Source organism: Pantoea sp. MBLJ3 (assembly GCF_000816655.1).
Lineage (GTDB): Bacteria > Pseudomonadota > Gammaproteobacteria > Enterobacterales > Enterobacteriaceae > Pantoea > Pantoea eucalypti.
Genome location: NZ_JSUT01000029.1, coordinates 96068 through 119937, shown reverse-complemented (window position 1 = coordinate 119937; position 23870 = coordinate 96068). Strand labels below are relative to the sequence as shown.

Here is a 23870-nt window from a genome sequence, read left to right as displayed (position 1 = left end):
TCTTATCGTTATCAGTGAGTGTTATGTTCGGGATAGAAACGCCGGGCGACGTCCGGATGCGAACGCAGCCGGCCCTTGAGGTAGTTCCAGCCCACTTCGCGCAGCAGTGGGTTGAGCGGATCGCTGCCCGGTCCCTGTGCCAGCCGAGCCAGCTGGGGAGGCAGTTGATAGACTGGCACCACCGCATCCAGCTGGGCACCCAGGAAGAAGGCAATGGATAAGCGCTCGCTGCTTTGAGGTGGTGAGACCACGCGATGCACCGTCGCGCGCAGGTAGCCGTTGGTCGCCAGCTCCAGCAGTTCGCCAATGTTCACCACAAAGGCACCCGGCAGCGGCGACGCATCGATCCAGTTGTCCGGTGTCACTTCAACCTGCAGGCCCGGCTGGTCATCCTGCAACAGCATGGTCAGGAAGCCGGAATCTTTATGCGCGCCAACACCCTGGCGTGATTCACCCTCGGTGCGCCCCGGATAGCGAATCAGTTTGATATGTTCGTTGGGATAGTCGCCGTAGAGGTTGTCGAAAGCGTTGCGCGGCAGATTAAGTGCCTGGGCAAAGGCGCGCAGTAACGCCAGCGCTACCTCTGTCATCTGCTGCTGCCAGCAGGTGACCACGGTCTGCAATTCTGGTAAGGCTTCAGGCCACTGATTCGGCCCCTGCATCCGTTGCCAGGTGGGGGAATCGGCAGTAACGGGCAGCGCTTCCCGTTCCGCACCAATATCGAACTGCTCACGATAGTCGGGCTGGCTGCGGGTTATTTCCACGCCCGCCAGGTTATAACCACGAAAATGAGGCGAGTTAGCCATCGCTACCGCGGATTTTTCCGCCTGTGGCAGGGCAAAAAATTTCCGCGCGACATCCTGAACCTCATCTGATAATTCACGGTCGATGCCGTGATTGATTAAATAGAAGAAGCCGACATCACGCGCGGCCTGGCTTAACTTTTCCAGCACCTGTTGCTGCTGCTGTTGATTACCTGACAATAATGCGAAATCGATGACCGGCAATTCTGCTGTTGTTAACGCGCTCATGAGAGAGACTCTGTTGGCATGGAATAGCTTTACACTGCCATTCCCTTTATGCGTTAACTACCAACTAATCCTGCTATGGATATGCGGTGGATGGAAATATACCACCACCCCTTAGCCATCCCTGCCGCAGATTACTCTGCACGCGAGATCCTCTTTTTCGGCAGTCATTGTGGCGAAAACAGCCATAAACAGATCCACACATGAAAAGAGCTATTACCAGGCAATATTTCAAAATGTTTATGGCCGTAAGCACTCAGGAGTCAGAGCGCCGTGCTGAATTTTCCATCAAAGTTAGCTTTTTCGGCTGAAAACTTGCAAAACCTTACAATCGTGGTCTATGGTTAACCGGCTGCGGCTTTTGCCGCTTCACTTAAAATTTTTCGGCTTCTTATAGCTTTCATTTCCACGGTTTCTTCTGAACATTGTTTGCGGCTGCGAAAGCTATAAGACTCCTTCATTGATGCACCTGAGGAGAATATGGACACCAGAAACTCATCGTCTGAACACCCAAAGAAACATTTCTGGAACAGGAAGCCTAAAGAGCTGACTGTCGACGACATTACCGTGATCGATAACGACATGCTGAAGCGTGCGGTTGGCGCAGCGGCATTAGGTAATGCGATGGAATGGTTCGACTTCGGGGTATACAGCTATCTCGCCGTGATCATCGGCAAAGTCTTTTTCCCTGATGCCAACAACGCGGTTCAGTTGATTGCCACCTTTGGTACGTTCGCAGCGGCCTTCCTTGTGCGTCCGATTGGTGGCCTGGTATTCGGGCCGCTGGGTGACCGTATCGGCCGACAGAAAGTACTGGCGATGACAATGATCATGATGTCGATCGGGACATTCTGTATTGGTCTGATCCCGGCATACTCTTCAATCGGCATCATGGCACCCATTCTGCTGCTGGTGGCCCGCCTGATTCAGGGCTTCTCGACCGGGGGTGAATATGGCGGTGCCGCGACCTTTATCGCCGAGTACTCTACCGATAAACGCCGTGGCTTTATGGGCAGCTTCCTTGAGTTCGGGACCATTGGCGGCTATCTGATGGGTGCCAGCCTGGTGACGGTCATGACGACCGTGATGTCCAATGAGGCCATGATGTCCTGGGGCTGGCGCGTGCCGTTCTTTATCGCCGCGCCGCTGGGCCTGTTTGGTCTCTATGTGCGACTGAAGCTGGAAGAGACGCCAGCATTCCAGCAGCATATGGAAAAACAGGAAGCGCTGGAGCAGAGCAAACCGCGTCTGACACTGATGCAGATGCTGAGCAAATACCGTGCGCCGATGATGAAGTGTATTGGTCTGGTGCTGCTGTTTAACGTTTCTAACTATATGCTGACGTCCTACATGCCGAGCTACCTGACCGGGATACTGGGTCTGCCAGAGTTAAGTGGCCTGCTTCTGGTGATGGTGGCGATGTTTGTGATGATGCCGCTGACGCTGCTTTGGGGTCGCTGGACTGACCGTATTGGTCGTCGTCCGGTAATTGCCTTTGGTGCGGTGGGCCTGATTCTCCTCGCTATCCCAAGCTTTATGCTGATCGGGTCCGGGAATATGTGGGCGGTATTTGGCGGACTCATGATTCTGGGTGTGTTGCATACCTGCTTCAGCGGCACCATGCCTTCGACGCTGCCAGCCCTGTTCACCACCGATATCCGTTACAGTGCGCTGGCCATTGGCTTTAACCTGTCAGTTTCCCTGTTTGGTGGTACCACACCGCTGATTACCGCATGGCTGGTGGATACCACTAAAAACACGATGATGCCGGCCTACTACATGATGGGCGCGGGTATCATTGGCCTGCTGACTATTCTGACCGTTCGCGAGACGGCCCGTCAGCCGCTGACCGGTTCTTCCCCTGCGGTGGCGACTAAGGCAGAAGCACATCGATTAATCGACAAGCTGCGCAAACGAAATAAACCCGCCGCGACAGCGGGTAAATAAGTGTTCTGACACCCTGCTCTGCAGGGTGTTTTTTTATCTGCGACCGGACGCTCCGCCCACCTTATTTAACCGCCCTTACGCGTGCCACAAGCGTTTCTTTATTCCGGGTGCAGATTATTCATTACTGAAGCGGCCCACTGTGCTGGCCGCGCCCAGCGCATGGCCTTTCAGCTTGGCAACCAACTCTGCCTGGGTTAACCCCGCTTTCAGCTGCCCCACCGGTAAATCGGTGGCGATCAGCACAAAGTTATAGTGATGCAGACCACTGCCTGCTGGCGGGCAAGGACCGTAATAATGCAGCGTGCCTGGCGTATTTTTTCCACCGGTATAATCCTTGCCCTTTGTCAGCGCCCCCTGCGCAAACGACGTGCGGCTGGCAGGAATGTTATAGGCCACCATGTGCGTGACCCCCAGCCCTTTGGCCCCGACCGGATCGGTCATCAGCAGCGCAAAACTGCGGGTTCCCGCAGGCGCAGCAGACCAGTTGAGTTGAGGAGAAATATTCTCACCGGTACAGGAAGGGTTACTTTTATTGGCACCGGCAAACTTTTTATCCAGTAGCGCATTATCGCTGAAGTCTTGTGATTGCAGCGTAAACACCGACGCCGCCAGCGTGGTCATTGGCAAAACGGCCAGCACCGTCGCGCAGAGTAATTTTTTCACCAGCTACTCCTTATCAGATTAATCAAGAGATTATGTCCCGGATGGATTGCGTCACTGCCTGTTTACTATAACGGCTTTAATACGATTGACCCGACTGACCGCCCGTTCAGGAGTAAGAAAACGGCAAATCTATGATCTCCGTCGCGCTGGCTGATAGTGCTGACGCGTTGCCCTATGGCGTATTACCCGATATAAGTTAACTCCTCTGGCTGAAGTTTCGCCTGAATCATCGTCACTGTCACCGATAAGTGGACACTATGCAGATTGAAGACCTTCGGATTTACGTTGCCGTGATGCATGCTGGCAACTTTACTGCAGCGGCTGAGCATCTGATGTTATCGAAACAGTATGTCAGCCGCCGCATGGCCGCGCTGGAGGCGTCATTGGGAGTACGACTGCTGATACGCAATACCCGTAAGCTGTCTGTAACCGATGCAGGTTTATTGTTCGCGCAACATGCTCAGCGCATTCTGGATGAGATTCAGGAAGCAGAGCTGGCAGTGTCTGAGCAGCAGCAGGCGCTGCGTGGCACCTTCCGCATTAATATGCCGATGTCCTTTGGTATGAGCCACCTGTCGCCGCTGATCGCCGAGTTCCTCAGCCACCACCCGGCATTGCAGTTTCAGATTGAGCTGGCGGATCGCTATGCGGATGTCATTGGCGAAGGCGTGGACATGGCGATACGCATCGGCACCCTGGCGGACTCAACGCTGATTGCCCGTCCGCTCGGCGAGCTGAAACGGGTGATCTGCTGCAGCCCCCGCTATCTGGAACGTGCAGGCACACCGCAGCAGCCAGAAGCCCTGCTGCAACACGCCTGTCTGCGCTACGGACGTGAAGGTCAGAATGGCTGGGAATTGCAGGTGAATGGTAAACCGAAGTGGCTGGCGGTGCAGGGGCCGATGGTGAGTAACAATGGTGAGGTCCTGCGTGATGCCGCACTGGCAGGCTTAGGACTGGTATTGTTACCCGCCTTTATCGTTGAGACTGCCCTGCAACGCGGTGAACTGGTGACCGTGCTGGACGACTATCTGCCGTCCCCGCTCTCCCTGAATGCGGTTTACCCGCAGCACCGTCAGCGCAGCGAAGTAAACCGCCAGTTACTGGCCTTTCTTCAGAGGCGTTTAGCGTCGTCACAGCACTAAAGTTTTTTTAATGCCGCAAAGACTCTGGCGACCGCGACGGCACCCGGATCAGACACGCCGTTGAGGTTAGCACTGTTAAGATAAGATGATCGGCCCGCTTTTGCTTTCCCCATGCTGGCGGTTGCATCACTGCCCTGCTGTGCCGCATCAGCCGCCTCTGCCAGCGATTTACCCGCCACCAGTGCCTCGATAGCCGGTTGCAGCGCATCAATCAGCGTGCGATCCCCGGGTTGTGCCCCGCCATACTGCTTCATCTTTTCCAGACCCTGCTGCAGAGCCGCGGGCAGCGCATCCCCTTCGGCCAGCTGCTGCGCAGCAGCAGTGAAAAAGATCGCCATCAGCACGCCGCTGGAGCCGCCCATCACCGTCGCCAGTCGCTCACCCGTCACCGCGAGCAGCTCGGACAAGGCATTTAACGGCAGCTTGTTATCCGCACATTCACGCTGGATCTGACGCGCACCTGCAGCAAAGGTCGAGCCGGTATCGCCATCGCCCACCTGGGCATCCAGTTTATTCAGCTCGCTTTCGCTGGCGATCAGGGTTGAACAGATGCTGTCAACGAAAGCCGCCACCGTCGGGTTATCAGAGGGTTGGGCCGTCTGTGCTGTTGCCTCTCTGGGGGCAATAACAGGCTGCAGAGGCGCAATTTTAACAGCCGGAACCCAGCCGCTGACCTCTACCGGCGCGCAGATTGCCTCCTCGAACAGCGGTGTCAACGTCATGGAGGTGACGGAAAAGCCTTTCATGTCCAGCGCAGTCATCAGCGGAGCCGGGCCAATCAGATAATCACTGCCCCGGCTGAGCGGCGACTCAATCAGGTCCCGCGTTACCAGACTCATCTCCAGCGCGGACATGCCACCAAGATTATTGACTAACAGCGCGCGTGGCTGATCGTTGTCCGGCACCACTTTCTCCAGCAGATGCTGCACAATCTGCTGACTGTTTTGCGTCTGCATTACGTCAACACCCGGTTCGCCGTGAATCCCCAGCCCCATTTCAACGCTGCCGTCTGGCACCCGCTGGCCGGTCTGCTCATCCGGCAGATGGCAGCTTGAGAGCGCAACGCCCATAGTGGCGATAGCAAGACTGGCTGCCTCTGCTGCCTCGGTCACCGCCGCCAGGTCATCCCCCCTTTCTGCGACGAAGCCCGCCACTTTATGCACCAGCAACGTGCCCGCTACGCCGCGTGGCTGAGGGTTATCGGGCAACGCAACATCATCACCGACAATCACCATAGTGACGCTGAATCCCGCTTTACGCGCTTTTTCTGCTGCCAGACCGAAGTTGAGTCGATCCCCGGTGTAGTTTTTCACAATCAGCAGACATCCTGCCTCACCGGTAATATTGATGATGGCGTTGTAAACCGCGTCCACGCTGGGAGAAGCAAACACATCGCCACAGACGGCCGCCGTCAGCATCCCTTTGCCGATAAAACCGACATGCGCCGGTTCATGGCCTGAACCGCCACCGGAAATCAGCGCGACCTGCTGTTTTTGCCAGTCATTACGCATCACGATGCGAATGCGCGGATCGACCTGCAACCGGACCAGATTGCGCCACGGGCTGGCGTAAATCATGCCATCTAACGCGCTGTCGACGAGATCATCCTTTTTATTCATTACGAATCGGGTCATGTATTCTTTCCTCATAGGCATGCGGGTTTGCTGATGAAGCAGTGTTACATACCACTGACGACTGTGAGAAATCCATCAACAGGTCTATAGCCTGATTTCAGACATACCGCACGAAAACCAGCGGGCACAGGCGCAGCGATTTTTAATAATTGATTGATTTTTATCAAATGTCTTTACCTGAAAGTGAGAGGGTCTGCGCAGAACATCCACCGGAGATCACGGATGTTAAAAATTCATTTGTTAACAGAGGATGTTTTAATGACCCAACGTATGATTCTCAATGAAACCGCCTGGTTTGGTGCTGGTGCTTTGCGCCATTTGCCGGAAGAGGTACAACGTCGCGGGATGCGAAAAGCACTGATCGTTACTGACAAAGCGCTGGTCGCGGCGGGTGCGCTGAAACGGGTGACTGATCTGCTGGCGCACCATCAGCTTGACTGGGCGGTGTATGATGAGGTGGTGCCGAATCCTACCATTCGGGTTGTGCAGAAGGGTGTTGCGGTGTTCAGAGAGTCAGGTGCCGACTACCTGATAGCCATCGGTGGCGGCTCACCACAGGATACCAGCAAGGCGATCGGCATTATTATTAATAACCCTGAGTTTGAAGATGTCCGCAGTCTGGAAGGCGCCAGCCCCACCCGCCATCCGTGTGTGCCAATCATCGCCATCCCGACCACGGCAGGCACAGCCGCAGAAGTGACGATTAATTACGTCATTACTGATGAAGAGAAGCGCCGTAAGTTTGTCTGTGTCGATCCTCATGACATTCCGAAAGTGGCGATCATTGATGCGGAGATGATGGCGAGCATGCCAGCTTCGCTGAAGGCTGCGACGGGTATTGATGCCTTAACCCATGCCATTGAAGGCTACATCACACGCGGCGCCTGGCCCCTGACCGATATGCTGCACCTCAAAGCCATTGAGATTATCAGCCAGTCACTGCGCAAATCGGTGGCAGGAAATATTGAGGCGGTTGAGCAGATGGCGCTGGGACAATATGTGGCCGGTATGGGTTTCTCCAATGTCGGCCTTGGTCTGGTGCATGGCATGGCACACCCGCTTGGCGCGTTTTATAACGTCCCGCACGGTGTAGCGAACGCTATTCTGCTGCCGCAGGTGATGGCGTGGAATGCCTCCTGCACAGGCGAAAAATATCGCGATGTTGCCCGCGCAATGGGTGTAAAACAGGTCGAGTCATTATCGCTGGATCAGGCGCGGGAAGCGGCGGTCGCCGCGGTTCGTCAGCTCTGTCGCGATGTGGGTATTCCCCGCTCGCTGCGTGAAGTGGGCTTAAAAGAAGTGGATATCCCAGCACTGGCACAGGCGGCGCTGGATGATGTCTGCACTGGCGGCAACCCACGGACTCCGGACCTGGAGGAAGTGATGGCGTTATATCACCAGAGTTAAGTCACACCCCTTGGCGCTGTAATATATTGCCCGCACTCGCTGGCGGGCTTTTTACATCCTGCAAACGAATAACAGAGAAGTATTCGCCAGCGGTTGTAGGAATGCATTTGCGGCGGCCGCAAAGGTTTTAGCGGCATTTTTCGGCCGGGTTTCAGCCTGAAATCGCCTGATGTGATAGTGCAGTTCAGCGTCCGAATTGCGCGCTTAATCCATGATTTCTTTAGATCCTAAACCGCGCACCTCTTGATCTGGATCACAAAAATCCGCATCATGCGCAGCGAAAACCTTAATGACGCTGCGGAGATTACGATGACACTGTACCAGGGAATGCTCATTTTCTATGCTGTTGTTGCACTGGTCGCTACGCTGATCACGTTCTTCATCGCAAAAGATAAGCTGAGTATCAAACTGCTGAGCGCCTTTTTAGTCGGTGCGACCTGGCCGATGAGTTTTCCTGTCGCCCTGATGTTTGCGCTGTTTTAATTGACAGAATCTCCTTAGCGACCACACTCAGGTAAGACGTCCCTGACCTGCAAACCGGCGATCACCGACGTGACTTTGTTCGTGACGGTTAATAAGGAGCGGCTATGCGCGTTGTCAGTGTGATGATTCTGGTTTCACTTCTCAGTGCATGCAGCGCCAGCGCCCCGTGGCACGCTGAAAAACCAGTTCCCGCAGCCGAAACCCGTCAGCAGACCTGCCAGCCCGGCACCAATCCCAGCCAGAATGACTGCGGTCACTTCCCTGAACCTGAATTTCACTGATCGGTAAAACGGCCAACAGTGCTGCGAGATCGCATTTGCGCTATCTCATAGCATTACAAGGCTTTACACGCCCCTAACCGGTCAGTAGAGTAGCGTCCAGACATCAATTCTGATGCGTAAGCGTTAACGTCAAGCAACGCCCCCGCAGCACTGCTGCCTGTGATGATCCCTGCCATGATGCCTGTACAACACGCCGCTAAATCTCTTACTGCGTTTTCAAGCGCTACGTTTTTTTTGTTCGTCCTGCTGCTTACTGCCGCGAACCTTCGCGCACCTATTACTGTCGCTGGCCCGGTATTGCAGGATATTCGTCAGACGTTTGGACTCACTGCCGGTGAAGCGGGCCTGTTTAATTTTATTCCACTTATTCTCTTTTCACTGCTCGCCCCACCCGCCGCCTGGCTGGGAAATCAGCTTGGGCTGGAGCGGAGTTTGTGGGGTGCGCTGTGTCTGATCACGGCCGGTTCACTGTTGCGCTGGCACCCCGCCGAAGCAGCACTGTGGGGGGGAACGCTGCTGCTTAGCGCAGGCATTGCCGCCGCCAACGTGTTGTTGCCGCCACTGATTAAACGCGATTTCACCGCCCACACCGCTAAATATATTGGTCTCTATGCTGCAACGATGTCGATCACTGCCAGCCTGGCTTCAGGCATTGCCGTGCCGCTGAGCCAGCTTTCATCGGCCGGCTGGCGACTCTCGCTGGTCGTCTGGGCACTGCCCGGGCTGGTGGCGCTGATTGTCTGGCTGCCGCTGTTGCGTCAGCGGCAGTCAACAGTCGCGGCAACCGATGCGCCCGTCGCGTATCGTCATCCCTGGAAATCAGCCGGGGGCTGGCAGATCGCGCTGTTTATGGCGCTGCAGTCGCTGGCATTTTATACCCTGATCGACTGGTTTGCTGTCTTTGCTCAGGACAATGGCTTCAGTCAGACCCGTGCGGGCTGGCTGCTATTCTGGTATCAGGCGATTGCGATCATTGCCAATCTGGGCTGTATGGTGGTTCTGAAGCGGGTTAAAGACGCCCGGCTCACTGCATTCATTGCCTCATCAGGCATTTTCCTCGGCATGCTGGGTTTATTGCTCAATCCACAGTGGGCGATGATCTGGCTGACACTGGCCGGCCTTGGCGCAGGCGCATCACTGGTGCTCTGCCTTTCGCTGTTTAATCTGCGAGCCACGCATCACCGCCAGGCCTCGCAACTGTCGGGCATGGCGCAGTGTGTGGGTTATGCACTGGCGGCATTTGGCCCTTTGTTTTTCGGCGTGCTCCATGAGCAGAGCGGTAACTGGACGCTGCCTTTCGGTGTACTGGCCCTGCTGAGCCTGCTACAGATGCTGCTGGCTCCGCTGGCAGCGCAGTCAAAACCTATCAGCTGAACCTGCGGCCCAGCCGCTATCAATTAATGATTCGCTGGTCGCGGATGCGGACAGCAAGAATCGACGGGAGAAGGTAAGTGTCTGAACTGAATAATGCTCTGCTGCAGGCGATCCTGGACCAGGTACGTCCGCTGGTCCATCAGGGAAAGGTGGCTGACTATATTCCTGCGCTGGCGGATGTGGCGGCCGACAATCTGGCGATTGCGGTTTGCCTGCGTGACGGCACGCTCTTTCAGGCAGGTGATGCTGAGACGCGCTTTTCGATTCAGTCGATCTCAAAGGCGCTCTCACTCACTGTGGCACTGACGCGCTATGACGACAGCGAAATCTGGCAGCGGGTCGGCAAAGAGCCCTCAGGTCAGCCTTTTAATTCGCTGGTGCAGCTTGAGCTGGAACAGGGTAAGCCGCGTAACCCTTTCATCAATGCCGGTGCACTGGTGATTTGCGATCTGCTGGAAACCCGTCTGACCGCACCACGGCAGCGAATGCTGGAAATTGTGCGTCAGCTCAGTCAGCAGCCCGATATTAATTATGATCGCCATGTTGCCCGTTCTGAATTTGAACACTCGGCCCGTAATGCAGCCATCGCCTGGTTAATGAAGTCGTTTGGTAATTTTGATAATGATGTCACCAGCGTGATGCAGACCTATTTCCACTATTGCTCACTTTCAATGAACTGCATTGAGCTGGCCCGCACCTTTATCTACCTGGCGAATCAGGGAAAAACGCTGGATGGCAGTCAGATGATCACGCCACGTCAGGCCCGACAGATAAACGCACTGATGATCACCAGCGGGATGTACGATGGCGCAGGCGAGTTCGCATGGCGCGTCGGAATGCCAGCTAAGTCAGGTGTGGGGGGTGGAATTATTGCTATCATTCCCGGCGAGATGAGCATCGCCGTCTGGTCACCTGGGCTGGACAGCGCGGGTAATTCACTGGCGGGAACCGCTGTGCTGGAATTGCTGACTGATAAGCTGGGGCGCTCGATATTTTGATGCTGAGCGAGAATATTTAGCTCGCCGTCATAAAACACGGCGTAATTTCAGGATGTTGGGAAAGCCGTCTGATTTGAAGGGTGCCGCGCACTGGCGATGTGAGGCACCAGTAATTATCAGAGTGCAAAAAATATCTTAGTGTGAAATTTGTGTCAGATCGTCTTCATTCAGACCGGTCATCTGCATAACCGTGTTGCGATCCATACCATTCATCAGCAGGTTACGCGCAATTCTCAGGCTCGCGCCACGAACACCTTCTTTTCGTCCCTGTTCGATGCCCTGTTCGATGCCTTTCTCAAGACCTATCTGCTCAAGCTGTTGTGCAATAGTCATAAGTGCGTTCTCGTGTTGGGGCACACGCCGTGCCAGCTCCCGTACAAAGGCTTTGGCGTCTGATGTTTCGCCCGCCTGTACCATGTAGTGTACCAGCGATATCACCTGTGATGAAGAGTGATCGCCTGCCATCAAAATGGATACCAGCCTGTCCATCAGCTCTGTCAGATCTCGCTGCCGGATGTGCTTTTGCAACAGGGTCAGAGCCGCCATGTTGCGGTGTTGCATGATCTCATCGTCAGGAATCACCGTGACATCGATCAGCGGAAAACTGTGGCTGTAAAGCCTGTCCGCCAGCACCGGGTCATCAAACTCATCCAGCCACCGGGTCGAATAGGGATAGGGCGTGCGTCTGCCGGTGTAAAACAGGATGGGTATCACCAGCGGCAATGTCTTATGCCCGGCTTCCAGATGGCGCTGCATAGCTGCCACTGCATAGCGCATCAGCCGAAATGCCATGTGTTTGTCAGGTGCTGACTGATGCTCAATAAGTACATGGATATATCCATCGCCAGCGGTTGTTTTAAGACTGTAAAGCACGTCGCTGAAGTACTGCCGAAGGTCATCCTCCACAAACGACCCCGACTCCAGCTTCAGGGTGCTGAGATCACAGCGTACGCGCAGCTCCGGCGGCAGGTGCAGCGCCATAAAATCCCGGGCAATATCCGGCTGAGTCAGAAATTGCCGGAATGTCGCATCATGAGGTGTGGGCGTGCTGTTCTTCTTTTTCACTGGCCAGAATCCTTTCTGTTCCTGAAGCGCTTACAACGGCTGAGTCAGCCAGTAAAAGGCGCTAATTCCTGTCGCGCACGCACGTTTAGTCACTGATGGAGATAACGAAACTAATAGCCTGATTAATAACCACTGTAAAACGTGTCACCTGAATTCTACGAGGTTGCTCTGAATATCAACGCATATCAGAGATTAAAACTATTTCCGCCAGGCCTGACTCACCACATTAACCGGCTCGCCCTGCATAAAGGCCGCGATATTGGCCATCACGCCAGTCACCAGATTCTCCACACCGCTGCGACTCGCCCAGGCAATGTGCGGCGTCAGCAGCAGAGTTGGCAGATCCGCCAGCAGCGGATTGTTGGGCGCGGGCGGCTCGCTGCTCAGCACATCCAGCGCCGCCCCCCCAATGACACCCTGTTTTAACGCCTTAGCGAGGTCGGCTTCGTTAATCAGTCCGCCGCGCGCGGTATTGATCAGCAGCGTATGCGATTTCATTTTCTCCAGCGCATGACGATCGATCATCTGACGAGTGCTGTCACTCAACGGGCAGTGAAGCGAAATAATATCGCTTGTCGCGAGCATCTGTTCGAAGCTGACATAACCCTCACGCACTCTGTCACTGCCTTTACGTTCGGCGTACTGCACCTGCATACCCAGCGCCTTAGCCAGCCTGCCGACCGCCTGGCCAATGTCGCCCTTGCCCACGATACCCAGCATTGCGCCGCCAATATCCCCTATCGGCTGACGATGCAGACAGAAGTGCTGAGCCTGCGGCCAGTCGATGCGGGTATTGCTGGCGTAAGCCATCATCTGACGGCGCAGGGCAAAAATCGCGGCGATAACCGCCTCTGAAACGCTCTGGGTGGAGTAACCAGGAACATTACTGACCACAATGCCGCGTGTACGACAGGCATCGAGATCAATACAGTCATATCCGGTCGCCGCGACACAAATAAAGCGCAGATCGGGTAAGAGTTTTAAGGTGTCGGCACGCAACGGCACTTTATTGGTGATCGCGACCGTGGCGCCCGTAAGCGCCGACACGATTTCACTGACCGAAGTCTGTGCACGAATTTCCCAGTCAGCATTCTGCTTTCCGGTCGGCAGTGAAACAGGCAGCGTGTCGCCATCCAGCATGACAATTTTCATTCTTAATCCTTTTTGGGTTCGGTTTAACTGCAGCCGAAACATTAATGTTATTTGTATGTGTTCTGGTGGTAACAACTACGTTAAATGATGCTGAAATTAAAGTGAATATGTTCAAAGAGTGCGAATTTTCTCGCTACAGAAGCCACTTTATTTAACCCTTTTATCCCCTTCGCGTTACACTGCCGCCCTGAATTCTGACCCCAAATGCCTGTTAAAATCATGCAGAGATCTGACATCCGACAGCGACTCACAGCCGGTATTGCGATACTGGCCGTGCTGCTGTTGTTTGTTGCCCCGATGATCTCTAAAAATCTGGCTGAACATCGCGCCATGATGCAGGATGCCTCTGCCATGAGCGCAGAGATGCCCATGATGGATCATCACAGCGAGATGGCGATGGCGGATCACGGGATGATGATGGGTTCGGGCTTTGCCTGTGGTTACTGCGATTTGCTGGTTCATGTGCCGCTGATGCTATGGGTCTTTATCCCGTTCATCTGGTGGATGTGCCTGATAAGCCGCGCCCCGCCTCCTTCTGCCATTAATCCGCCGCAATGGCGACGATTACTGCGCCTTCACCGACCGCGTGCGCCACCCTGTTTTGCGTCACACCGACTGCTAACTGATTCGATTGCGTGACAACGTCACCAGATCGCCTTTGTCTTTTGAAAAGTGTGGAATGCTATGTCCTCTAATCGGGAAATGTCCCCTGCACCACGCGGCACTGTTTTTAACCTGTTTCGCCGCCTGCATTTTTATATTGGCCTGTTTATTGCGCCATTTATTTTCGTCGCCGCTCTCACCGGTACGCTCTACGTTCTTACGCCGCAGCTGGAACAGGCGATTTACCACGATGCCCTGACCACTGACGCGCAGGGTGTCGCACAACCGCTGTCAGCTCAGATTGCCGCTGCCCGTGCCCGTGCCGGTGAGTCCGCGCGCATTTACGCCGTGCGTCCCGCACCAGGCCCGCTGGATACAACCCGGGTGCAGTTTGCTGAGCCTCAGTTGGGTCCATCTGAGTCGCGCTCGCTGTTTATCGATCCCTACACCCTGCAGGTGAAAGGCGATATGACGGTGTATGGCACCAGCGGTGTGTTGCCGCTGCGAATGTGGCTGGATCAGCTGCATCGCGGCCTGTTGCTGGGAGATTTTGGTCGCAATTACAGTGAACTGGCGGCTTCGTGGCTGTGGGTCGCCGCGCTGGGTGGACTCGTTTTATGGGCCGGCACGCGGCCACCACGACACCGTAAAAAAGCGCTGAGTGGCTTTGCAGCAACGCGTCACTGGCACGTCACGCTGGGTCTGATTCTGGCCATCGGCCTGGTGTTCTTTTCAGTCACGGGGCTGACCTGGTCACAGTGGGCGGGCAACAACATTGATAAGATGCGCAGCGACTTCGGCTGGACAACGCCGCAGGTTAACACCGCGCTGAATGGTAACGTTCCTGCCGAAGCCGCCGATCCCCATGCTGACCATCGCGGTGCGATGGAAGGAATGACGATGTCCGGGATGACCATGCCAGCGAAAACCGCGCCGCCGGTGATCCTGAATCAGCCGAATGCCAGCTGGGATCAGGCCCTGGCGGCTGCACGTCAGGCCGGACTTCACGCCACGAAACTGGAACTGCGCCAGCCTAAGAACGCTGAACAGGCATGGACAGTGTCAGAGATTGATCGCAGCTGGCCGAGCCAGGTCGATGCAGTTTCCATCAATCCGGTTAATTTCAGCGTGGTCGATCGCGTTGAGTTCGCCAGCTTCCCGCTGGTGGCGAAACTGACCCGCTGGGGCGTGGATGCCCATATGGGCGTGCTGTTTGGCCTGCCCAACCAGCTGATTCTGGCGCTGTTTGGCTTTGGTCTCTGCACAATGATTGTGCTGGGCTACCGCATGTGGTGGATACGTCGCCCGGCTGTTCCTCAGCTCAGCCCATCGCAGACGCTGTTGTCCGCCTGGCTGTCACTGCCGCGCTACGCACAGGGTACCAGTCTGATTGTCATGCTGGCCCTGGGCTATGCCCTGCCCGTTATGGGTGTCAGCCTGATAGTGCTGATTCTGCTGGATATTCAGCGCTGGCGCAGTGCGCAGCGAGCCGCTATCGTTCAGGTGGAAATCGCCCCGGATAAGCAGTCGCCGCTGGCTATCGTTCAGTCGCGCTTCGCCGGTAAACGTAAAGAGATGCGTTATTTTCTGCGCAGCGTCACGGTGCTGGCGCTGATAGTCATCTCGGTAATGGCAAATGCGATGATTGGTGGCGTGATTGATCAGTATCAGATCCCTTTCAGCCACTGGTCACTGACTATGTATATCACTCAGGCGATGATGATCCTGCTCTACTCCACCGTCTTTACCGGGCTGTTGTCGATTCCACTCTGGTATTTCTTTCTGGGTGAAAGTGACGAACAGGGCAAGTAGGCTGCCAGCACGGCAAATTGTCTATTATTCAAAATAACTGACGAAGCCGGGCAAATCCCCCGGCTTCTCATTTTACGTCTGAGGTCTATGATCGTTGTTATTGGTCACTTTATTTAAGAGCTAATCATGAACATTGTGCGAGCAAATCCTGAGCAACTTTTTGAGTACGGTCCTTTCACCGTTCGTCGCCAGCGGCCCGGCGCTGCCCTGAGCCCGCTGATCAGTGTTGACCTGATGTCGTTAAAACTGGATGCCCGGATTCCGATGCAGCAGCATCAGAATGAAGAAGTGTTCACTTACCTTTGGCGCGGTTCGATGCAACATCAGGACAGCAACGGCGAGCGCACACAGCTCTCTGCAAAGAAAGTGATGGTGGTCAATGCGGGTGAAGGTGTTCAGTACGAAGAGTCGGTGCCGCTGTATGAAGCGGAGCTGTTGCAGGCCGTGATTCGGCCTTCACAGCCGGGCGGGGAAGCGATGACTCAGGTGCTGGAACGCGACCAGGGCATTATGACCAACGGCTGGACTGAACTGGCCGGGCCAGAAACGTCTGACGCGCCACTGGAACTGCGTCAGGAGGTCTATATCTACGACACGCTGCTGGCGCGCAACCATACGCTCAATGTGCCTTCAATGCCGGGATTTGTCGCTTATCTCACCGTGCTTGAAGGCATTATCCGCGTGGGCGATCACCGTCTGGGTCGTGGAGACGCATTCAGCGGGCTGGATGACACCATTGAAATCGTGGGCGACCGTGAGGCTAATCTGGTCTGTTTCCTGGTGAAGCCCGATAATTTTGCATAAGAAAGCGCGGGACTATCCCCGCGCTGATTAAAGCGTTTTACGTTGCTGCCTCGCCTGAACCCGTTTATAGGCATGATCAAACTGACAGACATCGTCGCGCAGCCAGTGACGCTGCGTCAGCGGGGCATCATCCAGCGCCTGTGGCAGCGGCACGCCTCCCAGCGATCCCCGACAGCAAAAGGCGCGCGCCAGCGTTGGGGTTGCGATGCCAATATAACGGGCAAATTCAGGTAGCGTCATCAGTGTTGTACTCATTTCACACCTCCAGTAATCAGATCTTCCCCGCTATTTTGACTCCAGTTATTAAATGCCTTTATTGATCTGAAACATAGATGTGATACTAATCTTCTGCCTGCTGATGAGATAGCTGGCCTACGTAAACCAAAAAGAAGTGAGGACCCTGTGCGCCATTATGGATTGATGATAGCCCTTCTTTTTTCGGGTTTCGCCACTGCCCACACCCTGAAAACGGGTTTTCCTGTCCCCACCGTCTATGTCGCCGACAAAGGCGAAATGGTGCTGAAACAGGGCGACATTCATTATCAGCGCTGGAATAGTCAGACTCTGACCGGAAAAGTGCGTCTGGTGATTCATGTGGCGGGTCGTCTCTCTGCGAAAGATCAGAGCGAGCCTTTAATCAATGCCATTCAGCAGGCCCGACTGCCGCGAGACCGTTTCCAGACCACCACCATCGTCAATACTGACGATGCTCTGCCCGGCAGTGCCATTTTTGTAGTGCGCAGCATTGCGTCCAGTAAAAAGGCTGACCCATGGCAGCAATTCATTATCGACAGCAGTGGCGTTACCGCTCACAGCTGGCATCTTCTGCCGGAAAACGCGTCAGTGGTCGTCATTGATCCGAAGGGAATTGTGCGTTTCGCCAAAGATGGCGCATTATCTGACGAGGATGTCGCCAGCGTGATAAAAACGCTGCGCGCATTACTGGGTTGATTCAGGCAGAATGCCCCGTTAATTATCGACGTTAAACACGGAATGCTGCTGAATTTACCGACATTTTTATCTCTGTGAACTACGCTTAGTTGTAATGGAATTACCCGCCGTTCTTTGAAAACCTGCCCACTATGCAAGGGCAGTCGGGGACGATTATTGAAGATGGCATCGAAGAATTTCGACCTGCTGTGACTTCCTCTGTAGATAAGGACAGCCATGATGACGGTCTGTGCAGAACAACACGTCAATTTCAACCGCAGTGAGGCTGCGAGCCTGTTGAACGAGATTGAGCAACGGCTCGACCAGCTTTTACCGGTTGAAAGTGAACGTGACCTGGTCGGCGCTGCAATGCGCGACGGTGCGCTGGCACCGGGAAAGCGTATTCGTCCGCTGCTGCTGCTGCTGGCCGCGCGCGATCTCGGTTGCGACGTCACGCCCGCCGGTTTGCTTGATCTCGCCTGTGCAGTGGAGATGGTCCATGCCGCCTCCCTGATTCTGGATGACATGCCCTGCATGGATGATGCGCAGTTGCGTCGTGGACGGCCGACCATTCACTGTCAGTATGGCGAACATGTGGCGATTCTGGCCGCGGTTGCACTGCTGAGTAAGGCATTTGGCGTGGTCGCCATGGCAGAAGGCTTAACAGCGGCCGCCCGAGCAGACGCCGTCGCGGAGTTATCCCATGCGGTCGGTATGCAGGGACTGGTGCAGGGTCAATTCAAAGATCTCTCAGAGGGTGACAAACCACGCAGTGCTGATGCCATTCTGATGACCAATCACTATAAAACCAGCACGCTGTTCTGCGCCTCAATGCAGATGGCCTCCATTGTGGCAGAAGCATCTGCAGAGACCCGCGAAGAGCTGCACCGTTTTTCACTGAATCTCGGTCAGGCTTTCCAGTTGCTGGACGATCTTACCGACGGCATGGCCGATACCGGCAAAGATACCCATCAGGATGAGGGTAAATCGACGCTGGTGAATCTGCTTGGGCCTCAGGCAGTGGAAACGCGACTGCGAGACCATCTGCGTTGCGCCAGCGAGCATCTGCTCTCGGCCTGTCAGGACGGTTATTCCACACATCATTTTGTTCAGGCCTGGTTTGAGAAAAAACTCGCTGCCGTCAGTTAAGGATGCTGCATGAGCCACTACGCGGTCATCGCACCGCCCTTTTATAGCCATGTGCAGGCGCTTCAGCATCTTAGCCAGGCTTTAATCGCGCGCGGACACCAGATTACCTTTATCCAGCAGACGGACGTCAGCGCGCTTCTCACTGACCGGCGAATTGGCTTTTTCCCGCTGGGCTTAGCCTCGCATCCCGCGGGCAGTCTGGCGCATACCCTGCAGCTGGCGGCGCATCCTCTTGGCCCGTCGATGCTGAAACTGATCAATGAGATGGCGCGCAGCACCGATATGCTCTGTCGCGAATTGCCGGTGGTGCTGAACACGCTGGCGATCGATGGCGTCATCGTCGATCAGATGGAACCTGCCGGTGCATTGGCAGCAGAGTTTCTGAATCTGCCTTTCGTTTCGGTTGCCTGTGCGCTGCCGCTAAACCGTGAGGCAGATTTTCCGCTGGCCGTGATGCCATTTGACTATGCAGGGACAGATCAGGCGCGCGAACGCTATCGCACCAGTGAAAAAATCTACGACTGGCTGATGCGGCGTCACGATCGGGTGATCGCCCGCAATGCTCATGCAATGGGATTAGCACCGCGCGAAAAACTGCATCACTGTTTTTCACCGCTGGCACAGATCAGCCAGCTTATCCCGGCACTCGATTTTCCCCGCCAGACCCTGCCCGACCATTTCCACGCGGTTGGACCTCTGCGCGCTGCGGAATCGTCATCGGCTGCGTCGAAGACACGCTATTTCACGCAGGACGACAAACCGAAGGTTTTTGCTTCACTCGGCACCCTGCAGGGTCATCGCTACGGCCTGTTTAAAACCATCGTCCGTGCCTGTCAGGAGATTGACGCGCAGTTATTGCTGGCGCATTGCGGTCGCCTGTCACCGTTTCAGGCGGAGAAGCTCGCGCAGGCCAGCCATGTTCAGGTGGTCGATTTTGCCGATCAGGCAGCGGCTCTGGCGCAGGCCGATCTGGCCATCACCCACGGCGGGATGAACACGGTGCTGGATGCAGTTAACCACCTGACGCCGCTTCTGGCGATCCCGCTGGCCTTTGATCAGCCAGGCGTTGCGGCCAGAGTGGTCTGGCACGGTATCGGACGTCGCGCATCACGCTTTACCACCAGCCACTCAATGGCCCGCCAGCTCCAGACCTTGCTGGCAGATGAAAGTTACGTTGAGCAGATGAAAACGCTGCGCACCGCCCTTCGTCAGGCGGGCGGGACAACACTGGCAGCGGACATTGTCGAACAGGCGATGCTGACCCGTAAACCGGTGCTTAAGAGGAGAGATTATGCCGCGGTATGATCTTATTCTGGTGGGTGCGGGACTGGCAAACGGCCTGATTGCTTTGCGCCTGCGTCAGCAGCGGCCGTCCCTGCGCATTCTCTTAATTGATGCCGAAAATGAGCCAGGCGCGCATCACACCTGGTCATTTCATGCGGAAGATCTGACTGAAACACAGCATCACTGGATTGCGCCACTGGTCGTTCATCACTGGCCCGGTTATGAAGTGCGCTTTCCTCAACGACATCGTTCCCTGAACAGTGGCTATTTTTGCGTAACCGCAGAGCGTTTTGCGCAGGTCATTCGTGACAGATTTGCGTCGGATCTGCTGCTAAACACCAGAGTGGCGAACATTGCTTCACGCTCGGTCACGCTGGAGGATGGCCGCGTACTGGACACTGACGCGGTGATCGATGGTCGTGGCTATCAGTCCGATACCGCGTTGCGTATGGGCTTCCAGTCGTTCGTCGGGCAGGAGTGGCAGCTCAGTGAACCACACGGACTGACTGAACCGATCATCATGGATGCGACGGTGGATCAGCAGGCAGGCTATCGTTTTGTCTACAGCCTGCCGTTTTCTGCCGATACACTGCTGATTGAAGATACCCACTATATTGACCACGCCACGCTGGAAGGCGATCGCGCCCGTCAGAATATCCGTGACTATGCCGCGCAGCAGGGCTGGAAACTGAATCAGCTACTGCGAGAAGAGCAAGGCGCGTTACCGATTACACTGACCGGCGACGTGGCTGCCTTCTGGCATAAACGCGATTTACCCTGCAGTGGTCTGCGTGCCGGGTTATTTCATCCTACCACCGGCTACTCTCTGCCACTGGCGGTTTCACTGGCTGACCGGCTGGCTCAGATGCAGACGTTTACCTCTGAAACCCTGCACGCCACCATTGCGCATTTCGCCAGTCAGGCCTGGCAGCAGCAGCGCTTCTTCCGCATGCTAAACCGGATGCTGTTTCTCGCGGGTCCGGCTGACCAGCGCTGGCAGGTTATGCAACGTTTTTACGGACTTCCCGAAAATCTGATCGCCCGTTTTTATGCGGGAAAACTCACTTTGTCTGATCGGCTGCGTATCCTAAGCGGCAAGCCACCGGTTCCCGTACTGGCGGCATTACAGGCTATTATGACTCCTCACCGTCAACAGGCGATGCAATGAATAGAACGACAGTAATTGGCGCAGGCTTTGGTGGTCTGGCTCTGGCCATTCGCCTTCAGGCGTCCGGTATTCCCACCCGACTGCTGGAACAGCGTGACAAGCCTGGCGGCCGGGCTTATGTCTATGAGGATCAGGGCTACACCTTTGATGCCGGTCCAACGGTAATCACCGATCCGAGCGCCATTGAAGAGCTGTTCACGCTGGCGGGCAAAAGGCTCTCTGACTATGTCGAGCTGATGCCAGTCAAGCCGTTTTATCGCCTCTGCTGGGAGTCTGGCAAGGTATTCAGTTATGACAACGATCAGCCAACGCTGGAAGCACAGATTGCTGCGTTTAACCCGCGTGACGTTGAAGGCTATCGGCGCTTTCTTGACTATTCCCGTGCGGTGTTTGCGGAAGGCTATCTGAAACTCGGCACTGTGCCGTTTCTCTCTTTCCGCGACATGTTGCGTGCTGCACCTCAGCTGGCAAAGTTACAGGCGTGGCGCAGTGTCTACAGCAAAGTGGCAAGCTACATTGAAGATGAACATCTTCGTCAGGCATTCTCTTTTCACTCGCTACTGGTGGGCGGAAATCCCTTTGCCACGTCGTCAATTTACACCCTGATTCATGCACTGGAACGTGAATGGGGCGTCTGGTTCCCACGCGGCGGCACTGGCGCCCTGGTTCAGGGCATGGTGAAGCTGTTTGAGGATCTGGGCGGGGAAGTAGAGCTGAATGCCAGCGTTGCCCGTCTGGAGACGCTGGAAAATAAAATTACCGCCGTGCATCTGGATGACGGGCGGGTATTCCCGACCCGTGCGGTCGCCTCTAACGCGGATGTGGTTCACACGTATAGCGAATTACTGAGCCAGCATCCGGCATCGGTGGCGCAGGGGAAAACCCTGCAGAATAAGCGCATGAGTAACTCGCTGTTTGTGATCTATTTTGGCCTGAATCATCATCATGATCAGCTGGCGCACCATACGGTTTGCTTTGGTCCGCGCTACCGCGAATTAATTGATGAGATCTTCAACAAAGACGCGCTGGCAGAGGACTTCTCACTCTATCTGCATGCGCCCTGCGTGACCGATCCGTCACTGGCACCTGAAGGCTGCGGCAGCTATTACGTGCTGGCGCCCGTGCCGCATCTCGGCACCGCCGATATCGACTGGAGTGTTGAAGGTCCGCGCCTGCGCGATCGTATCTTCGACTATCTGGAGCAGCACTATATGCCGGGCCTGCGCAGTCAGCTCGTGACGCACCGCATCTTCACGCCGTTTGATTTTCGCGATGAGCTGAATGCGTATCAGGGCTCGGCGTTCTCGGTGGAGCCGATCCTGACGCAGAGCGCCTGGTTCCGGCCGCACAACCGCGATAAGACGATCAAAAATCTCTATCTGGTCGGTGCAGGCACCCATCCGGGCGCGGGTATTCCGGGCGTCATTGGTTCGGCCAAAGCCACTGCAGGATTAATGCTGGAGGATTTGGCTTGAACAGTCCGTCACTGCTCGACCATGCCGTAGAAACCATGGAAGTGGGTTCAAAAAGCTTCGCCACGGCATCGAAGCTTTTTGATGCCAAAACACGACGCAGTGTGCTGATGCTCTACGCCTGGTGTCGGCACTGTGACGACGTGATTGACGATCAGGTGCTGGGCTTCAGTAACAATACGCCGTCGCTGCAATCTGCGGAACAGCGCCTGGCGCAGCTGGAGATGAAAACGCGTCAGGCCTATGCCGGATCACAGATGCATGAACCTGCCTTTGCGGCCTTTCAGGAGGTGGCGATGGCGCATGACATTCTGCCTGCTTATGCCTTTGATCATCTTGCAGGTTTTGCGATGGATGTTCGCGAGACACGCTATCAGACGCTGGATGATACGCTGCGCTACTGTTATCACGTCGCGGGCGTGGTGGGTCTGATGATGGCGCAGATTATGGGCGTGCGAGACAATGCCACGCTGGATCGTGCCTGTGATCTCGGGCTGGCATTTCAGCTGACCAATATTGCGCGCGATATCGTTGAAGATGCTGAAGCGGGACGCTGCTATTTGCCCGCCGAGTGGCTGACTGAAGCGGGTCTGACACGAGAGACGCTGGCTGACCCGCATAATCGCCAGGCACTGAGTCGCGTGGCCCGTCGGCTGGTAGAGACGGCCGAGCCCTATTACCAGTCGTCGTTAGCCGGACTGCCCGGTTTGCCTCTGCGCTCAGCGTGGGCGATTGCTACTGCTAAACAGGTGTATCGTAAAATCGGGATGAAAGTGGTTCAGGCGGGTTCACAGGCGTGGGATCAACGCCAGTCCACCAGCACACCCGAGAAACTGGCTATGCTGGTGGCGGCATCAGGTCAGGCGGTTACTTCCCGGATGGCGCATCCTGCTCCACGTCCCGCTTACCTCTGGCAGCGCCCCGTTTAACACCGTGACGTTCCCGCAGCGTCGCCTGCAGTTTTGACAACGGCGGCGCATAAAGGAAACCAAACGAGACGCAGTCCTCTTTGCCACGTACAGCATGATGCATGCGGTGCGCCATATAAAGTCTGCGCAGATAACCCCGGCGCGGAACATAGCGGAACGGCCAGCGTTGATGAACCAGGCCATCATGCACGATAAAATAGAGCAAACCGTAAAGCGTCATCCCCGCGCCAATCCACTGCAACGGCCAGACACCTGTGCTGCCCAGATAAATGAGCAAAATCGACAGGCAGGCGAATACCACTGCATAAAGGTCGTTAACCTCAAACCAGCCTTTATGGGGTTCATGATGAGACAAATGCCAGCCCCAACCCCAGCCGTGCATAATATATTTGTGCGCCAGTGCAGCCGTTATCTCCATACCGATAACGGTGACCAGAACAATCAGGGCATTCCAAATCCACAACATAGTTTCTCCCGAGCATGCATCCTGCAAAGTGGCGCAGAGGTTCAATTTTAACAGAAGTTGGGGAAAACCGCGTTCG

General features: G+C 55.4%; 23 protein-coding genes. 16 read left to right on the top strand and 7 right to left on the bottom strand.

Annotated elements, in window-relative coordinates; translation table 11 throughout:
- Positions 1 to 11: 11 nt before the first annotated feature.
- Complete coding sequence (locus tag NP77_RS19765; RefSeq protein WP_039661384.1) at positions 12 to 1031, bottom strand: isopenicillin N synthase family oxygenase; 1020 nt, start codon at positions 1029 to 1031, stop codon at positions 12 to 14.
- A gap of 477 nt (positions 1032 to 1508) precedes the next feature.
- Between NP77_RS19765 and proP the strand changes: the two genes are divergently transcribed.
- A complete protein-coding gene (gene proP, locus NP77_RS19760) occupies positions 1509 to 2975 on the top strand; it encodes a glycine betaine/L-proline transporter ProP (RefSeq protein ID WP_039661383.1) in 1467 nt (488 codons plus the stop codon).
- Positions 2976 to 3089: 114 nt separating this feature from the next.
- Here the strand turns inward: proP and NP77_RS19755 are convergent, their stop codons facing one another.
- The gene (locus NP77_RS19755) at positions 3090 to 3638 is read right to left on the bottom strand and encodes a YbhB/YbcL family Raf kinase inhibitor-like protein (RefSeq protein ID WP_039661382.1); all 549 of its coding nucleotides are present in this window, start codon (positions 3636 to 3638) and stop codon (positions 3090 to 3092) included.
- 257 nt (positions 3639 to 3895) lie between these two features.
- Here NP77_RS19755 and NP77_RS19750 point away from each other — a divergent pair, with 257 nt between their 5' ends.
- Entirely contained in the window at positions 3896 to 4783 is an 888-nt protein-coding gene (locus NP77_RS19750) for a LysR family transcriptional regulator (protein ID WP_039661381.1), read from the top strand.
- Here NP77_RS19750 and NP77_RS19745 read toward each other — a convergent pair.
- Positions 4780 to 6417, bottom strand: coding sequence for a dihydroxyacetone kinase subunit DhaK (locus tag NP77_RS19745; RefSeq protein ID WP_039661380.1), 1638 nt, complete (start codon positions 6415 to 6417; stop codon positions 4780 to 4782). The genes NP77_RS19750 and NP77_RS19745 overlap by 4 nt on opposite strands.
- A gap of 258 nt (positions 6418 to 6675) precedes the next feature.
- Here NP77_RS19745 and fucO point away from each other — a divergent pair, with 258 nt between their 5' ends.
- The 5 genes from fucO to glsB all read left to right on the top strand — a co-directional run bounded on the left by fucO (position 6676) and on the right by glsB (position 10960).
- Positions 6676 to 7824 (top strand): lactaldehyde reductase, encoded by a 1149-nt coding sequence (gene fucO / locus NP77_RS19740; RefSeq protein ID WP_008924736.1) that lies wholly within the window; start codon positions 6676 to 6678, stop codon positions 7822 to 7824.
- A 309-nt stretch (positions 7825 to 8133) separates the two neighbouring features.
- On the top strand, positions 8134 to 8307 hold the full coding sequence (locus tag NP77_RS19735) for a GhoT/OrtT family toxin (RefSeq protein ID WP_008924737.1): 174 nt from the start codon (positions 8134 to 8136) through the stop codon (positions 8305 to 8307).
- A gap of 104 nt (positions 8308 to 8411) precedes the next feature.
- Positions 8412 to 8588, top strand: coding sequence for a hypothetical protein (locus tag NP77_RS23745; RefSeq protein ID WP_197066376.1), 177 nt, complete (start codon positions 8412 to 8414; stop codon positions 8586 to 8588).
- Positions 8589 to 8762: 174 nt separating this feature from the next.
- Positions 8763 to 9962, top strand: a complete 1200-nt coding sequence (locus tag NP77_RS19730) for an MFS transporter (protein WP_039661815.1) — start codon at positions 8763 to 8765, stop codon at positions 9960 to 9962.
- Positions 9963 to 10039: 77 nt separating this feature from the next.
- Positions 10040 to 10960 carry a glutaminase B gene (gene glsB, locus NP77_RS19725; protein ID WP_008924740.1) on the top strand — a complete coding sequence of 307 codons (921 nt, stop codon included), beginning with the start codon at positions 10040 to 10042 and terminating at the stop codon, positions 10958 to 10960.
- Between the two features lie 135 nt (positions 10961 to 11095).
- Here glsB and NP77_RS19720 read toward each other — a convergent pair whose 3' ends face one another.
- Both NP77_RS19720 and NP77_RS19715 read right to left on the bottom strand, forming a co-directional pair.
- Complete coding sequence (locus NP77_RS19720) at positions 11096 to 12025, bottom strand: Rpn family recombination-promoting nuclease/putative transposase (RefSeq protein ID WP_003851547.1); 930 nt, start codon at positions 12023 to 12025, stop codon at positions 11096 to 11098.
- A gap of 198 nt (positions 12026 to 12223) precedes the next feature.
- Positions 12224 to 13177 (bottom strand): D-2-hydroxyacid dehydrogenase, encoded by a 954-nt coding sequence (locus NP77_RS19715; protein ID WP_039661379.1) that lies wholly within the window; start codon positions 13175 to 13177, stop codon positions 12224 to 12226.
- 219 nt (positions 13178 to 13396) lie between these two features.
- Between NP77_RS19715 and NP77_RS19710 the strand changes: the two genes are divergently transcribed.
- The 3 genes from NP77_RS19710 (at position 13397) to NP77_RS19700 (ending at position 16396) form a co-directional block, all read left to right on the top strand.
- Positions 13397 to 13816, top strand: coding sequence for a DUF2946 domain-containing protein (locus NP77_RS19710; RefSeq protein ID WP_008924742.1), 420 nt, complete (start codon positions 13397 to 13399; stop codon positions 13814 to 13816).
- Positions 13817 to 13861: 45 nt separating this feature from the next.
- The gene (locus NP77_RS19705; protein ID WP_039661378.1) at positions 13862 to 15592 is read left to right on the top strand and encodes a DUF2534 family protein; all 1731 of its coding nucleotides are present in this window, start codon (positions 13862 to 13864) and stop codon (positions 15590 to 15592) included.
- A gap of 126 nt (positions 15593 to 15718) precedes the next feature.
- Positions 15719 to 16396 carry a pirin family protein gene (locus tag NP77_RS19700; protein WP_039661377.1) on the top strand — a complete coding sequence of 226 codons (678 nt, stop codon included), beginning with the start codon at positions 15719 to 15721 and terminating at the stop codon, positions 16394 to 16396.
- Between the two features lie 27 nt (positions 16397 to 16423).
- Here the strand turns inward: NP77_RS19700 and NP77_RS19695 are convergent, their stop codons facing one another.
- A complete protein-coding gene (locus tag NP77_RS19695; RefSeq protein ID WP_003851555.1) occupies positions 16424 to 16651 on the bottom strand; it encodes a hypothetical protein in 228 nt (75 codons plus the stop codon).
- Between the two features lie 165 nt (positions 16652 to 16816).
- Here NP77_RS19695 and NP77_RS19690 point away from each other — a divergent pair, with 165 nt between their 5' ends.
- From NP77_RS19690 to crtB, 6 genes are all read left to right on the top strand, one after another.
- Positions 16817 to 17347, top strand: a complete 531-nt coding sequence (locus NP77_RS19690; protein WP_033742868.1) for a YtfJ family protein — start codon at positions 16817 to 16819, stop codon at positions 17345 to 17347.
- Between the two features lie 219 nt (positions 17348 to 17566).
- Positions 17567 to 18475: a polyprenyl synthetase family protein gene (locus tag NP77_RS19685; protein WP_033762527.1), complete on the top strand. Its 909-nt coding sequence runs from the start codon at positions 17567 to 17569 to the stop codon at positions 18473 to 18475.
- Between the two features lie 9 nt (positions 18476 to 18484).
- A complete protein-coding gene (locus NP77_RS19680; protein WP_003851562.1) occupies positions 18485 to 19780 on the top strand; it encodes a glycosyltransferase in 1296 nt (431 codons plus the stop codon).
- Entirely contained in the window at positions 19767 to 20927 is a 1161-nt protein-coding gene (gene crtY / locus NP77_RS19675; protein ID WP_039661376.1) for a lycopene beta-cyclase CrtY, read from the top strand. The genes NP77_RS19680 and crtY overlap by 14 nt, the downstream gene beginning before the upstream one ends.
- Positions 20924 to 22402, top strand: coding sequence for a phytoene desaturase (locus NP77_RS19670; RefSeq protein WP_039661375.1), 1479 nt, complete (start codon positions 20924 to 20926; stop codon positions 22400 to 22402). The genes crtY and NP77_RS19670 overlap by 4 nt, the downstream gene beginning before the upstream one ends.
- Positions 22399 to 23328 (top strand): 15-cis-phytoene synthase CrtB, encoded by a 930-nt coding sequence (crtB, locus tag NP77_RS19665; RefSeq protein WP_039661374.1) that lies wholly within the window; start codon positions 22399 to 22401, stop codon positions 23326 to 23328. Before NP77_RS19670 ends, crtB begins: the two co-directional genes overlap by 4 nt.
- Here the strand turns inward: crtB and NP77_RS19660 are convergent.
- Complete coding sequence (locus tag NP77_RS19660) at positions 23267 to 23794, bottom strand: sterol desaturase family protein (RefSeq protein ID WP_033762477.1); 528 nt, start codon at positions 23792 to 23794, stop codon at positions 23267 to 23269. The two genes, crtB and NP77_RS19660, sit on opposite strands and share 62 nt — an antisense overlap.
- Between the last annotated feature and the right edge of the window lie 76 nt (positions 23795 to 23870).

What these genes read in the sequence shown, in the direction of transcription:
- NP77_RS19765 (WP_039661384.1), bottom strand. Translation starts at nt 1,031, where the DNA reads ATGAGCGCGTTAACAACAGCAGAATTGCCGGTCATCGATTTCGCATTA.
- proP (WP_039661383.1), top strand. Translation starts at nt 1,509, where the DNA reads ATGGACACCAGAAACTCATCGTCTGAACACCCAAAGAAACATTTCTGG.
- NP77_RS19750 (WP_039661381.1), top strand. Translation starts at nt 3,896, where the DNA reads ATGCAGATTGAAGACCTTCGGATTTACGTTGCCGTGATGCATGCTGGC.
- NP77_RS19745 (WP_039661380.1), bottom strand. Translation starts at nt 6,417, where the DNA reads ATGACCCGATTCGTAATGAATAAAAAGGATGATCTCGTCGACAGCGCG.
- fucO (WP_008924736.1), top strand. Translation starts at nt 6,676, where the DNA reads ATGACCCAACGTATGATTCTCAATGAAACCGCCTGGTTTGGTGCTGGT.
- NP77_RS19735 (WP_008924737.1), top strand. Translation starts at nt 8,134, where the DNA reads ATGACACTGTACCAGGGAATGCTCATTTTCTATGCTGTTGTTGCACTG.
- NP77_RS23745 (WP_197066376.1), top strand. Translation starts at nt 8,412, where the DNA reads ATGCGCGTTGTCAGTGTGATGATTCTGGTTTCACTTCTCAGTGCATGC.
- NP77_RS19730 (WP_039661815.1), top strand. Translation starts at nt 8,763, where the DNA reads ATGATGCCTGTACAACACGCCGCTAAATCTCTTACTGCGTTTTCAAGC.
- NP77_RS19715 (WP_039661379.1), bottom strand. Translation starts at nt 13,177, where the DNA reads ATGAAAATTGTCATGCTGGATGGCGACACGCTGCCTGTTTCACTGCCG.
- NP77_RS19710 (WP_008924742.1), top strand. Translation starts at nt 13,397, where the DNA reads ATGCAGAGATCTGACATCCGACAGCGACTCACAGCCGGTATTGCGATA.
- NP77_RS19705 (WP_039661378.1), top strand. Translation starts at nt 13,862, where the DNA reads ATGTCCTCTAATCGGGAAATGTCCCCTGCACCACGCGGCACTGTTTTT.
- NP77_RS19700 (WP_039661377.1), top strand. Translation starts at nt 15,719, where the DNA reads ATGAACATTGTGCGAGCAAATCCTGAGCAACTTTTTGAGTACGGTCCT.
- NP77_RS19695 (WP_003851555.1), bottom strand. Translation starts at nt 16,651, where the DNA reads ATGAGTACAACACTGATGACGCTACCTGAATTTGCCCGTTATATTGGC.
- NP77_RS19690 (WP_033742868.1), top strand. Translation starts at nt 16,817, where the DNA reads ATGATAGCCCTTCTTTTTTCGGGTTTCGCCACTGCCCACACCCTGAAA.
- NP77_RS19685 (WP_033762527.1), top strand. Translation starts at nt 17,567, where the DNA reads ATGACGGTCTGTGCAGAACAACACGTCAATTTCAACCGCAGTGAGGCT.
- NP77_RS19680 (WP_003851562.1), top strand. Translation starts at nt 18,485, where the DNA reads ATGAGCCACTACGCGGTCATCGCACCGCCCTTTTATAGCCATGTGCAG.
- crtY (WP_039661376.1), top strand. Translation starts at nt 19,767, where the DNA reads ATGCCGCGGTATGATCTTATTCTGGTGGGTGCGGGACTGGCAAACGGC.
- NP77_RS19670 (WP_039661375.1), top strand. Translation starts at nt 20,924, where the DNA reads ATGAATAGAACGACAGTAATTGGCGCAGGCTTTGGTGGTCTGGCTCTG.
- NP77_RS19660 (WP_033762477.1), bottom strand. Translation starts at nt 23,794, where the DNA reads ATGTTGTGGATTTGGAATGCCCTGATTGTTCTGGTCACCGTTATCGGT.